This window comes from Synechococcus sp. BS56D (assembly GCF_004332405.1).
Classification (GTDB): Bacteria; Cyanobacteriota; Cyanobacteriia; order PCC-6307; family Cyanobiaceae; genus Synechococcus_C.
In genome coordinates, this window is record NZ_PHQU01000002.1 from 241,000 (window position 1) to 253,623 (window position 12,624).

Genomic DNA, 12,624 nt, shown 5'->3' on the forward strand with positions numbered 1-12,624 from the left:
TCCGCGCATTCCAAGCACTGCTGACCAACGCGCGGAACCCTGAGGACATTCAGGCGTACGCCTTTGACCACCAGTGAGCGATCGAGCGGGGCCTCCCGGGAGCGCAGGGGCGCAGGCAATGACCTGCTGCGCCTTTACCTGCAGGACATCGGTCGGGTGGATCTGCTCAGCAATGAAGAGGAGGTGCTGCTGGCCCGGCAAGTGCAACGGCGGGAGCAACTGCTGCGGGAGGAACGCGCCCTAGCGGTGAACCACCCGGTGCTGCAGACGCTGTTGGAGCTGGAGGAACTACAGCAACGGGAGGCAAACCATCTCTGCCACTGGCCGACCCGCCAGGAATGGGCGCGAGCGGCGGGGCTAGCCGTCAGCGACCTTCAGGCCACGCTGACCGAGGGATACGGCACCTGGGCAGAGCTGATCCAACTGGAACCCAGGGAACTCAAACGGGAGCTGCGTGATGGTCGCCGAGCCCGCGATCGCATGATCGCCGCCAACCTGCGTTTGGTGGTGACCGTGGCCAAGAAATATCAGCAACGGGGGCTGGAACTGCTGGATCTCGTGCAAGAGGGCACCCTCGGACTCGAACGGGCCGTAGAGAAATTCGACCCCACCCGTGGCTTCCGCTTCAGCACCTACTCCTACTGGTGGATCCGCCAGGGCATCACCCGGGCGATCGCCACCCAGAGCCGCACGATTCGACTGCCGGTTCACATCACCGAAAAGCTGAACAGGATTAAGCGAGTGCAGCAGGAAATCGCAAGTCAGGAGGGGCGACTCGCCTCCCTTTCAGACCTGGCCAAGCGTCTGGGGCTCAGCGAGGAAACGGTGCGCCTGACCTTGATGCGAGTTCCCCGCTCGGTCTCCCTTGAAATGCGCGTGGGCCGCGAACAGGACACCCAGCTCGGCGACCTGCTGGAGGATGGCAAAGCCACTCCCGAACAGGAACTGACCAGGGACGCCCTGCATGACGACCTGGAACACCTGCTGGATGAGCTCACTGACCGGGAGGCGGAAGTGATCCGTCGGCGCTTTGGGCTCGAGGACGACACCCCATGCACCCTGGCGCAGATCGGTGAAGCGATGGCCCTCTCCCGGGAGCGGGTCCGGCAGATCGAAACCCGGGCTTTGCTGAAGCTGCGCCAACCCCAACGACGTTGCAAGGTGCGGGATTACATCCAGGAGTTCGATTCCTGAGCGGACCCTGCTGCCCGCCGCTAAGAGAGCCGCTAAGACAAAGGCAACAGGACCTCACCGTCATGACCGGCACCCCCACGATCGACATCGGCATCCCCGCTGACCAACGCGAACAGATTGCCTCCGGCCTCAGCCGACTGCTAGCCGACACGTATGTGCTCTACGGCAAGACCCACGGCTTCCACTGGAACGTGACCGGCCCGATGTTCAACACGCTCCATCTGATGTTCATGGAGCAGTACACCGAGCTCTGGAATGCCTTGGACGTGATCGCGGAGCGGATCCGCGCCCTTGGGGTTGTGGCACCCCACGGTGGCAGCACCCTGGCCAATCTGGCCTCGATCCAGGAAGCCTCCCAACAACCTGCCGCCCTGGAGATGGTGCGCGAGCTGGTGGCAGGTCATGAAGCGGTGGCCCGCACCGCCCGGAGCGTGTTTCCCCTAGCGGAGGCCGCGAGTGATGAACCAACTGCCGATCTGCTCACCCAACGGCTGCAGATCCACGAGAAGACCGCCTGGATGCTGCGCAGCCTGCTGGAGGGCTGATCACGATTGGCGCGATCACTGGGATCCATTCCCCTTGGGGCGCTCGGTACATTGAAGAGTCGCCTGGGGGGTCATGGCCAAATTCGTCTTCGTCACCGGTGGAGTGGTCTCCAGCATCGGCAAGGGGATCGTGGCCGCCAGCCTCGGTCGGCTGCTCAAATCCCGTGGCTACAACGTTTCGATCCTGAAGCTGGATCCTTATCTCAACGTGGACCCGGGCACGATGAGCCCGTTCCAGCACGGTGAGGTCTTCGTCACGGAAGACGGCGCCGAAACCGACCTCGACCTCGGCCATTACGAACGCTTCACCGACACGGCGATGTCACGCCTGAACAGCGTGACCACTGGCTCGATTTACCAGTCGGTGATCAACAAGGAGCGTCGGGGTGATTACAACGGCGGAACCGTTCAGGTGATTCCCCACATCACCGGCGAGATCCGCGAGCGGATCCATCGCGTGGCCTCCAATAGCGGCGCTGACGTGGTGATCACCGAGATCGGTGGAACCGTCGGTGACATCGAATCCCTGCCATTTCTGGAAGCCATCCGCGAGTTCCGCGGCGATGTAGGTCGCCACGACCTGGCCTACATCCACGTGACCCTGCTGCCTTACATCGGCACCTCAGGTGAACTGAAGACCAAACCCACCCAGCACTCCGTGAAGGAGCTGCGCTCCATCGGCATCCAACCCGATGTTCTGGTGTGCCGCAGTGACCGGGAGATCAGCGATGAACTCAGGCGCAAAATCGGAGGCTTCTGCGGTGTTCCCCAACGGGCGGTGATCCCATCGCTGGATGCTGACAGCATCTATGCCGTGCCCCTGACCCTGGAGGAGCAGGGCCTTTGCCGGGAAGTTCTTGATGTGCTGCAGCTCAATGATCACGAGAGCGACATGGCCGGTTGGGCCCAGCTCGTGCACAAGCTGCGCAATCCAGGGCCCGCCGTAAAGGTGGCCTTGGTGGGCAAATACGTGCAGCTGAACGATGCCTACCTGTCGGTGGTGGAGGCCCTGCGCCACGCCTGCCTGGCCCAGGATGCATCCCTCGATCTGCATTGGGTCTGTGCCGAGGAGATCGAAAATCGCGGAGCCGATGCCCTGCTAGGCGGCATGGATGCGGTGGTGGTACCCGGGGGCTTTGGCAACCGTGGCGTCGACGGGAAGGTGGCAGCGATCCGCTGGGCCCGGGAACAGCGAGTCCCCTTCCTGGGGCTTTGCCTTGGCATGCAGTGCGCCGTGATCGAGTGGGCTCGCAATCAGGCGGGACTCATCGGCGCCACCAGTGCCGAGCTGGAACCGGGTACGACCCATCCCGTGATCCACCTTCTACCCGAGCAGCAGGATGTGGTCGACCTGGGCGGCACCATGCGTCTGGGCGTTTACCCCTGCCGTCTGGCTCCTGGAACGATGGCCGCCAGCCTCTACGGAGCCGAAGTGGTCTACGAGCGTCACCGTCACCGCTACGAGTTCAACAACTCCTATCGGAGCCTCTTCCTGGAGTCGGGATACACGATCAGTGGAACCTCGCCGGATGGACGACTGGTGGAACTCATCGAACTTCCCGGCCACCCCTTCTTCACCGCTTGCCAGTACCATCCTGAGTTCCTGTCCCGACCGGGCCAGCCCCATCCCTTGTTCAGGGGACTGATTGAAGCGGCACAGCAGCGGCTGCCCTCCAGCCCCAGCGAAGCGCTGCGTCAGGCTGAGCAAGTCAGCGCCAACACCAGCCCTTGAGCCAGCAGCTACCGGTGGTGGAAACCTTCCATTCCCTGCAGGGGGAAGGGCTCCATGCCGGCCGCAGTGCTTTTTTCATCCGGCTCGGGGGCTGCACGGTGGGCTGCGCCTGGTGCGACACCAAACACTCCTGGCCTGCCAACTCGCACCCATCGAGGAGCGTGGAGTCCCTCGCCAAGGAAGCAGCCAGTGCGGCCCGTGATGGCGCTGCGTTTGCCGTCATCACCGGAGGAGAACCTCTCCATCACAATCTCGATGCCTTGACGGCAGCCATCCGGAGCGCCTGCACCCTGCCAGTTCACCTGGAAACCAGCGGCGTGGATCCTCTGAGTGGCTCCCCCGACTGGATCACCCTCTCACCCAAGCGTCACCGTCCACCACGACCGGAGCTGCTGAGCCACTGCCATGAACTGAAGGTGATCGTGCACGAACCGGCAGATCTGCTGTTTGCCGAGGTGGTGTCAGCCCAGGCACCCCAGGCCCACTGGCTGCTTCAACCGGGATGGGAGAGCAGCGAAGGCCAGCAGCTAGCCGTGGATCAGGCCCGCAGCAATAGCCGCTGGCGACTCAGCCTCCAGAGCCACAAGTGGCTTGGGGTGCGCTGATTCAAAATCCCGCTCAAAGCTTTACGGCGTCCTGCTGACGGGTTTCCGCTTTCCAAATCCGCCAGCGCAGTTCGGTGCCCTTGGGCAGATCGACCACAATCGGCCAAGAGGCGTTGTAAGGCACGAGAAAAGGCTGTTTGCCGAGGGCGAGGAAAGAACGCCCTGATGTCTGATCCGGCGTGCAGGCCTTGCGGGTGCTCATCACCACCACCGGACCCTTCAGCTCGAAAAGAGCCCTGCCGGATGCCTGGGGCAGGCGACGCAGGCTCAGGCCTGGGCCACTGAGTCGCTTGAGGTTGCAATCCTTTGCCACCTCCTGACCCACGATCAACTGCACACGCCAGTCCAGAGGATTCCTGGATATGAGAGCGTCTGGACTCTTCGGCAGCAGACCAGAGGGCTGAATGACCCAACGCTGCAGCCCCGGCGCCGGTGCGGGATATCCGCTGAGATCCAAACGGGGAATCGCCTGTGCAGCTGGTGCCATGGCTGCCGCTGCAGCAGCCAGCAGGGCCAAACCCTGCAAACCCACACGCTTTGCGCTTGATGCGTGGAAGCAACGCCTGGCCATGACCCTTGCGGCAACAGAATGTCAAGCATGACCGATTCCATCGCGATTGCCCTCCTATCAGGAGGGCTTGATTCCGCCACCGCCGCCGCCCTGGCCATCGAAGCCGGGCAAAGGGTGATCGGCCTCTCCTTCGACTACGGCCAGCGCCATCGCCGTGAACTGGAGGCCGCCAGTCGACTGGCAAGCACCCTGGGGCTCGCGGAACACCACACCATCGCGGTCAATCTCGCCAGCTGGGGGGGGTCATCCCTCACCGATGCGCAACTCACGATTCCCAGTGATGGCGTGCAAGACGGAGTGATCCCCTCCACCTATGTGCCTGGGCGAAACACCGTCTTTATTGCGATCGGCCTCAGCCTGGCGGAGGCACGGGGTGCAGAACGACTGGTGCTGGGGGTCAATGCCGTTGATTACTCCGGTTATCCCGACTGCCGACCCGACTATCTGGCCGCTTTTCAAACCCTGGCCAATCTGAGCAGTCGGGCTGGGCGAGAAGGCCGGGGTCCACGACTCTGGGCACCGCTGGTGGAATGGAGCAAACAGAGGATCGTGGAGGAGGCGCTGAGGTTGGGGGTGCCCATTGAGCAGACCTGGAGCTGCTACAGCGGTGGTGCCGAACCGTGCGGTGTCTGCGACAGCTGCCGCATTCGTGATGAGGCTCTGAGAAGCGCCGGGCGGCCGGATCTCTGCAGCCCTTGCGCTCCAGGCGGCATCCAGCCGTGTTGATTCGTGACGCCTGCCCCTGGCGAGAGCCGTCGTGGATTGCGACGGCCTTAGCGGCTGACCATGGGGAAGACGGCCTGATCTGGCTGGATGGCGATGGCAGCGATCTGGGTCGTTGGGTCACCCTGGCGGTCGATCCAATCGAGCAGGTCTGCTGCAGAGGGCTGCCCAGTGACGCTGATGCAGCAAATCCCTTCAGCGCCCTCCGCAGCCTGGGCCCTGGCCACTGGAGCGGCTGGCTCAGTTATGACGCAGCCGCGTGGCTGGAGTCAGGCAACCCCTGGAAAGCCGACTCGATGGCGAGCCTCTGGATCGCCCGGCATGACCCAGTGCTGCGTTTCGATCTCCAGCGGCAGGAACTCTGGCTGGAAGGCATGGATCCAGCTCGCCATGCGGCAATGCTGCGCTGGCTGAGCAATCTCCCGGATCACCCTGCGACCCCCGAGGCTCCAGCACCACGCCACAGCCCCTGGCACCGTCACACCGACCGGGATGGCTTTGTGGTCGGTGTGGAGCGGATCCGGGAGCTGATCGCCGCCGGGGATCTTTTCCAGGCCAACCTCACCGCCTGCAGCAGCTGCAAGCTGCTCGAGCCCATCAGCAATCTGCAGCTCTACAGGCGCCTACGCCAACGCTGTCCGGCACCGTTCGGCGGACTGATCGTGGCGGCGGGAGAGGCGGCAGGGGAGGCACTGCTTTCCACATCACCGGAGCGGTTCCTCTCGGTGGAGCCCGACGGTCGAGTGGAAACCCGGCCAATCAAAGGCACCCGGCCCCGCGATCCAGATCCGGAGCGGGACGCTGATCTGGCGGCCGAACTGATCTGCAGCGGGAAGGACCGAGCGGAGAACGTAATGATCGTCGACCTCTTGCGCAACGACCTGGGACGGGTCTGCCAAACGGGTTCGGTGCGGGTGCCTCAATTGGTGGGCCTTGAAAGCTACGCACAGGTGCATCACCTCACGTCGGTGATCACCGCTCAACTCCGGGAGGGCGCGACTTGGGTGGAGCTGCTGGAGGCGAGCTGGCCGGGGGGATCAATCAGCGGTGCCCCAAAGCTGCGGGCCTGCCAACGCTTGCAGGAGCTTGAGCCAGTCGGGAGGGGGCCCTACTGCGGCTCCCTGTTGCGCATCGACTGGAACGGCCGTTTCGACAGCAATATCCTCATCCGCACGGTGCTGCGCCAAAACGACCAACTGCGCCTGCATGCAGGCTGCGGGATCGTCACCGACTCGCAACCCGAAGCAGAAGCGGACGAACTGGACTGGAAACTACTGCCACTGCTGGAGGCCCTGGGATGAGCAACCTGTCCGCGCAGAGCTCCAAGCCTGAGTCGATCAGCTGGTGCAACGGCCGTTGGGGTTCTGCAAAGGAGCTGGGGGTACCCCTCAGCGACCGAGGCCTGCTGCTGGCAGACGGTCTGTTTGAGACCGTGCTGGTGCAGGCGGGCAAACCACGGCTGCTGGAGGATCATCTCCAGCGCTGGCAGACGAGTGCGGCGCTGCTGGCCATGGCCCCTCCCCCTGAAGCGGACTGGCTGAAAGGCCTAATCACGGAAGCAATCGACCGCTGCGGTCTAAGCGGGGAAGGGAATGAATGCAGCGGCGCCCTGCGCTTGAACTGGAGCCGAGGCGATGGCGATGGCCGCGGGATCGAGCTTCCAACCGCAGCCACCGATCCAAGCCAGCATCGCTTTTGGTTGACGTTGCAGCATCACACCCCGACCTTCTCCCCGGTCCGTTGCTGGATCAGTCGCCATGAACGCCGCAATGCCACAAGCCAGCTGAGCCGTTGCAAAACCTTCGCCTATGGCCAGGCGATTCAAGCCCGACGAGAAGCACGGACCCACGGCGCCGACGATGCCCTGCTGCTTAGCAGCAAAGGGGATCTTTGCTGCGGCAGTACCGCCAACCTGCTGGTCCTTCGCCAAGGCACCTGGATCACCCCGCCCCTGAGCAGCGGCTGTCTGCCAGGCATCATGCGAGCCCGCGCCCTGACCCAGCCAAACGCCAATGAGGAACAACTCGGCACACAACCGCAACCAGGGGATCAGTGGCTCCTGATCAACAGCCTTGGATGCAGGCCGCTGGCGCAGGTCGACGACCAACCCCTGAACGTCAATGTGGCCAGCGCCCAAGCGCTCTGGAGAAACCTGCTGGACTGAGCCGAGCGAAAAAGAGACGCTGACGTTACCGAATAGTTACTGAATAGTTACTGAATAAACACTGAATCGTGCCATCAATCGATCTGTGGCGGGAGCGCCGTGCTGTGGTGATGCTGCAACAAAGAGGCGCAAGCCGATGGAACTGAAACGCGATCTGGGGATCAGCACCCTCACCCTGGCCGTGGTCACCAGCACGATCGGGTCTGGGTGGTTGTTCGCGCCTTATTTCTCAGCCCGTAGCGCCGGGCCTGCGAGCTTGCTGGCCTGGGTCGTCGGTGGAGCCATGGCCTTCGTGCTGGCCCTGGTGTTCGCCGAGCTGGGAGCACTCATCAACAGCTCGGGCGCCCTTGCCCAGATCCCGCTGCTCAGCCATGGGCGGCTCTCCGGCTTTATCGGCGGCTGGAGCGCCTGGATCTCGTACGTCTCCCTACCCACCATCGAGGTTCTGGCCCTGCTGCAGTACCTGGCCAGCAGCCTGCCCTGGCTCACCCACGACGAGGGTGGCCAGCAACTGCTCACCGGTGCCGGTCAGCTGCTGGCTGTTGCACTGCTGGTGTTCTTTACCTGGATCAATCTCGCCGGAGTCAGCCGACTGGCCCGATGGATCGACAGCCTCACGATCTGGAAACTGATCGTGCCGGTGCTGGTTTCAGTGACCCTGATGCTTCTGGCAGGCCATTGGGGCAACCTCGGCATTCGGGTCCCCATGGGACAGGGTGCCCTTGTGGACGCGATCGGTAGTGGTGGCATCCTGTTCAGCCTGCTGGGATTCCGCACCGCCATGGATCTCGCCGGGGAAGCACGCAGCCCGCAGAGAGACGTGCCCCTGGCGATGGGATTGGGCCTAGGCCTCTGTCTGGGGATTTACTTGATCCTCCAGCTGGCCTTCCTGGTGAGCGTGCCTCCTGCAGACCTCGCCGGAGGCTGGTCGCGCCTCACCCTCAGCGCCCATGGTGGGCCGATGGTGGCCCTTGCCCTTGGCCTCGGCCTGGGCTGGGTGGCCACCCTGCTGCTGATCGACGCTGTGATCTCACCGGGAGCCACGGCCCTCACCTTCGTTGGCGTGTCGGCACGGGTGAGCTGGATGATGGGTGAATGCGGCCTTCTACCGAAAGGGCTCGGACGTCTCAACAACCGTGGCGTTCCCCACTGGGCATTAATCAGCAGCCTCGTGATCGGCTCCGCGCTGCTCTGGATCGGTCCGAGCTGGCAGACGGTGGTGAGTTTCCTCACCTCCACCCTGGTGATCGCCCTGGCGATGGGCCCGGTGAGCTTGCTGAGCCTGCGGCGGCAGCTACCGAATGAACCCCGCCGGTTCCGCATCCCCCAGGCGCGCTTGCTCTGCAGCATCGCCTTCGTAATGGCCACCTGGGCCACCAGCTGGTGCGGCCGTCCAGCCCTGGAGGGAGCCGTGGTGGTGATCCTGATCCCCACACTGATCTATGTCGCCAACCGCTGGCGGCAACGCCAGCCAATCGATGCCCGCGCCGGTCTTTGGTGGATCCTCTATCTGGGTCTGCTGCTGCTGGACATGGAACTGTTCAGCGAGGGACAACCCTTCGCCCTGCCAACCGGCCTCCACCTGCTGCTGCTCACGGTCCTTGCCCTCGTGGTGCTGCCCCTGGCGACCTGCAGCGCCCTGAATGAAGTCTCACCGCACGCGCTCACCGGCCTGGGACAAGACACAGCCGGATCCCAAAAGGCCAGCTAGGTTCCGGACATTCGTCCCATCAGCATGGCTCTCGACCGTCGCAGTTTTCTTCTTGGCACCGGACTCACCGCCCTTGGCCTGGTGGGTTGTGCGAAAAAAGCCACCCCAGAATCATCTGGAGCGACGGGCGGAACCACAACGGCGGCCAGCATCCCCGCGGATGAAAACCCCAGATCCTGCAGGCCTTCTGATTCACTGCAGGCCCTCAAAGACGGCAATGCCCGCTTTGCTGCCGCCTGGGAGAAAAAGGACAGCGCCAACACCCCTCAAGAACGCGCTCAGGTGATGTCCAACCTCTGGCTGGACAATTGTTTCCTTCCCGCCAGTGTGATTAGCGAGGGTCAGGCCCCATGGGCCACCGTCCTCACCTGTGCTGATTCGCGGCTGGCCCCGGAATGGATCTTTGATGCCGCTCCCTCTGATCTGTTTGTGATTCGCAGCGCTGGCAACACCGCGTTCGATGATGCGATCGCTTCCATGGAGTTCGGAGTTCTGGCCCTGAAGACGCCCTTGATCATGGTGATGGGCCATAGCGCCTGCGGCGCTGTAAAGGCTGCGCAAGGCGACGAACTCCCCACTCCGCTGCTGACGGAACTGGTGAAGCCGATTCGAGCGGCCATCCAACCAGGGCAAGATCTGGAAACGGCGACCAAAGCCAATGCCAGTTACGCCGCCAAGCAGCTCACCGCCCGCAGCGAGGTGATCAAAGACGCCGTCGACAACGGCAAATTGCAGATCGTGGTGGGCTACTTCGACATTGGCTCTGGCAAGGTGACGATGGTCTGACGATCACACACTCAAAAAGCGATCCACGACCGCCTGACTGAGTTCGGCGGTCGGACCGCTCGCCACAATTCCCCCCCGCTGCATCGCGTAATAGCGATCGGCTTGCCGGACAAAATGGAGGTGCTGCTCCACCAGCAGCACACCAATGCCGGTCTCGGCAATGATGCGACGAACAGCAGCTTCAATGTCCTGCACGATGTTGGGCTGAATGCCCTCGGTGGGTTCATCGAGGAGCAGCAATTTGGGCTTACCAAGCAGTGCCCGGGCAATGGCGAGCTGCTGCTGCTGGCCACCGCTGAGGTCACCACCCTTGCGAGGCAGAAACTCCCTCAAGATGGGGAAGAGCTCATACACAAACGGATCGATGCGCCGGTGGCGTCCGAGCCCACCTGGGAGCGCTTCCATCCCAAGCATCAGGTTGTCCTCAACGGTTAGCTGGGGAATGATTTCTCGCCCCTGAGGCACATAGCCGACCCCAGCCCTTGCCCTCTGATAAGGAGCCTGACGGTCGAGCCCATCACCGTTGAAGACAATCTCTCCGCGGCGTGGTCGCAACAGACCGATCAACGACTTGAGCAGCGTGGTCTTACCCACACCGTTACGGCCGATCAGACAAACCATCTCACCAGATTTCACGGTGAGGTCCACGTCCCGAAGGATATGGCTCTCGCCGTAATAGGTGTTCAACCCGCGGATTTCCAGAAGTTCCGTCATCCGTTCTGCTCCTCCGTGGTTCCGAGATACACCTCAATCACACGCGGATCAACCTGCACCTGATCCATCGTTCCCTCACAGAGCACATGACCCTGGTGCAGCACCGTCACTGGGCTCTCCAAGCGCCGGATGAACTCCATATCGTGCTCAATCACCAGCACGGTGTGGTCGCCCGCCAACGACTTGAGCAAATCAGCGGTGAGATCCGTCTCCTCATCGGTGAGTCCTGCCACCGGCTCGTCGACCAGGAGAAGGTCAGGATCCTGACCCACCAACATCGCAATCTCCAACCACTGTTTCTGACCATGGGAGAGAGCGCCTGCAAGCCAGTCAGCCCGGTGTTGCAGATTCACGATGCTCATCAGCTGATGCACCTGATCGCGCTGCGTGGAATTCAAACCGCCGAATAACAGTGACCATGGCTGCTTGGGCCGGCTGACCGCCAGCGCCAAGTTCTCCTGGACGCTGAGCTTCTCGAACACCCGCGGACTCTGAAATTTGCGGCCGATGCCGAGTCGAGCGATGCGGTGCTCTTTGGTTCCCACCAGGGAGCGCCCCTTAAACACCACATCCCCTTCGGTGGGAGTGGTCTTGCCGGTGATCACATCCAAAAAGGTGGTCTTGCCAGCCCCATTGGGACCAATCACCGCCCTCAGTTCACCAGGCTGGAGACTGAGATTGAGATCGCGTAGGGCTAAGAAGCCGTCAAAGCTGACTGTGATCTGGCGTAACTCCAAAAGGGGAGCACTCATGGCTTCACCTCCTCCTGACCCTCGATTTCCAGTTGGGGGTAGGTGGCGATTCGACGACCCAAACCCAGGCGGGACAGCAGATTGCGAGGGCCATCCGTACGGAACCAACCGATCACACCTTCCGGCAGTGCCGTGACCACCAAAATGAACAGTCCGCCTTGAATAAACAGCCAGCTCTGAGGCATTGCCTCGCTCACCAGGCTTTTGGCGTACATGATCGAGACGGCGCCGAGAATGGCACCGACCAACGTGCCACGTCCTCCGACGGCGACCCAGATCACCATTTCGATCGAAAAGGGCACCGCCATGTACTGCGGCGAGACGATCCCCGACTGCACAGTGAAGAGGGCACCGCCAATGCCCGCAAGGCCTCCGGCAATCGCAAACACAATCGTCTTGAACAGGGTGGGGTTAAAGCCGGTGAAGCGAAGCCGCGGCTCGTCATCACGGATCGCGATCAACACATCGCCGAAGCGACCACGCACCACCCACCGCACAAACAGCCAGGCCAAGATCACGATCACAGCGGTGATCCAAAAGAACCAACGCTGCATCTCAGGTGAACCAACCATCTGGCCGAACAGCTTGGTCACATCGGTTTTGAGACCGTTGGTGCCGTTGATCAGCTTCTGTTGGCCATTGAAAAAATTGAAAAACACCAGCAAGGCCGCCTGGGTCAGGATCGAGAAGTAGACCCCCTTGATGCGGTTGCGGAACACCATGTTGCCGAGCAGCGCAGCCAGCAATGCCGGCACCAGCCAGATGGCAATCAGCGTGAACAGAGGATTGTGGAAGGGTTCCCAGAAAAAGGGCAGCCGATCCACGCCGTAAAGGCTGAAGAACTCAGGGATGCCGTTGGGATGGCTGGCAGAGCTATTGAGCTGGAGATACATCGCCGCCGCATAGCCACCGAGAGCGAAGAAGATGCCCTGCCCGAGGCTGAGCAATCCGGTAAAGCCCCAGATCAGATCAATGCCGAGGGCCACGATCGCCAGAGAGAGGAACCGACCCAAAAGATTGAGCCGAAACACAGGAAGCACCGCTGGTGCCGCCACGACCGCAGCAACGATCAGCACCCAAAGGAGCACCAGGGGCCAACGGCGCTGTTGAAAGACTTGAATCATGAC

Annotated in this window: 13 protein-coding genes; 9 read left to right on the forward strand and 4 right to left on the reverse strand. The window is 62.4% G+C overall.

Annotated features, from left to right (window positions below; genetic code table 11):
* Window positions 1-63: 63 nt before the first annotated feature.
* From CWE17_RS03870 to CWE17_RS03885, 4 genes are all read left to right on the forward strand, one after another.
* Entirely contained in the window at window positions 64-1,194 is a 1,131-nt protein-coding gene (locus CWE17_RS03870; protein WP_131455042.1) for an RNA polymerase sigma factor, RpoD/SigA family, read from the forward strand.
* A 62-nt stretch (window positions 1,195-1,256) separates the two neighbouring features.
* Window positions 1,257-1,739, forward strand: a complete 483-nt coding sequence (locus tag CWE17_RS03875; protein WP_131455043.1) for a Dps family protein — start codon at window positions 1,257-1,259, stop codon at window positions 1,737-1,739.
* Window positions 1,740-1,812: 73 nt separating this feature from the next.
* Entirely contained in the window at window positions 1,813-3,471 is a 1,659-nt protein-coding gene (locus CWE17_RS03880; RefSeq protein WP_131455044.1) for a CTP synthase, read from the forward strand.
* Complete coding sequence (locus CWE17_RS03885; protein ID WP_131455045.1) at window positions 3,468-4,076, forward strand: 7-carboxy-7-deazaguanine synthase QueE; 609 nt, start codon at window positions 3,468-3,470, stop codon at window positions 4,074-4,076. Before CWE17_RS03880 ends, CWE17_RS03885 begins: the two co-directional genes overlap by 4 nt.
* A gap of 13 nt (window positions 4,077-4,089) precedes the next feature.
* Here CWE17_RS03885 and CWE17_RS03890 read toward each other — a convergent pair whose 3' ends face one another.
* On the reverse strand, window positions 4,090-4,647 hold the full coding sequence (locus CWE17_RS03890; protein ID WP_131455046.1) for an ecotin family protein: 558 nt from the start codon (window positions 4,645-4,647) through the stop codon (window positions 4,090-4,092).
* A 27-nt stretch (window positions 4,648-4,674) separates the two neighbouring features.
* On the opposite strand from CWE17_RS03890, the gene queC reads away from it, so the two are divergent.
* From queC to CWE17_RS03915, 5 genes are all read left to right on the forward strand, one after another.
* The gene (gene queC, locus CWE17_RS03895; RefSeq protein ID WP_131455047.1) at window positions 4,675-5,373 is read left to right on the forward strand and encodes a 7-cyano-7-deazaguanine synthase QueC; all 699 of its coding nucleotides are present in this window, start codon (window positions 4,675-4,677) and stop codon (window positions 5,371-5,373) included.
* Complete coding sequence (locus CWE17_RS03900; RefSeq protein ID WP_131455048.1) at window positions 5,367-6,671, forward strand: anthranilate synthase component I family protein; 1,305 nt, start codon at window positions 5,367-5,369, stop codon at window positions 6,669-6,671. Before queC ends, CWE17_RS03900 begins: the two co-directional genes overlap by 7 nt.
* Window positions 6,668-7,534, forward strand: coding sequence for an aminotransferase class IV (locus tag CWE17_RS03905; RefSeq protein ID WP_131455049.1), 867 nt, complete (start codon window positions 6,668-6,670; stop codon window positions 7,532-7,534). The genes CWE17_RS03900 and CWE17_RS03905 overlap by 4 nt, the downstream gene beginning before the upstream one ends.
* Window positions 7,535-7,670: 136 nt before the next feature.
* A complete protein-coding gene (locus tag CWE17_RS03910; RefSeq protein ID WP_131455050.1) occupies window positions 7,671-9,245 on the forward strand; it encodes an APC family permease in 1,575 nt (524 codons plus the stop codon).
* A 24-nt stretch (window positions 9,246-9,269) separates the two neighbouring features.
* A complete protein-coding gene (locus tag CWE17_RS03915) occupies window positions 9,270-10,031 on the forward strand; it encodes a carbonic anhydrase (RefSeq protein WP_131455051.1) in 762 nt (253 codons plus the stop codon).
* A 3-nt stretch (window positions 10,032-10,034) separates the two neighbouring features.
* On the opposite strand, the gene urtE is transcribed toward CWE17_RS03915, so the two are convergent.
* Genes urtE through urtC form a run of 3 tightly spaced genes read right to left on the reverse strand, consistent with a single transcriptional unit; the run spans window position 10,035 to window position 12,621 of the window.
* Window positions 10,035-10,745 (reverse strand): urea ABC transporter ATP-binding subunit UrtE, encoded by a 711-nt coding sequence (urtE, locus tag CWE17_RS03920; protein ID WP_131455052.1) that lies wholly within the window; start codon window positions 10,743-10,745, stop codon window positions 10,035-10,037.
* On the reverse strand, window positions 10,742-11,497 hold the full coding sequence (urtD, locus tag CWE17_RS03925; RefSeq protein ID WP_131455053.1) for an urea ABC transporter ATP-binding protein UrtD: 756 nt from the start codon (window positions 11,495-11,497) through the stop codon (window positions 10,742-10,744). Before urtD ends, urtE begins: the two co-directional genes overlap by 4 nt.
* Window positions 11,494-12,621: an urea ABC transporter permease subunit UrtC gene (urtC, locus tag CWE17_RS03930; RefSeq protein WP_131455054.1), complete on the reverse strand. Its 1,128-nt coding sequence runs from the start codon at window positions 12,619-12,621 to the stop codon at window positions 11,494-11,496. Before urtC ends, urtD begins: the two co-directional genes overlap by 4 nt.
* Window positions 12,622-12,624 lie beyond the last annotated feature (3 nt).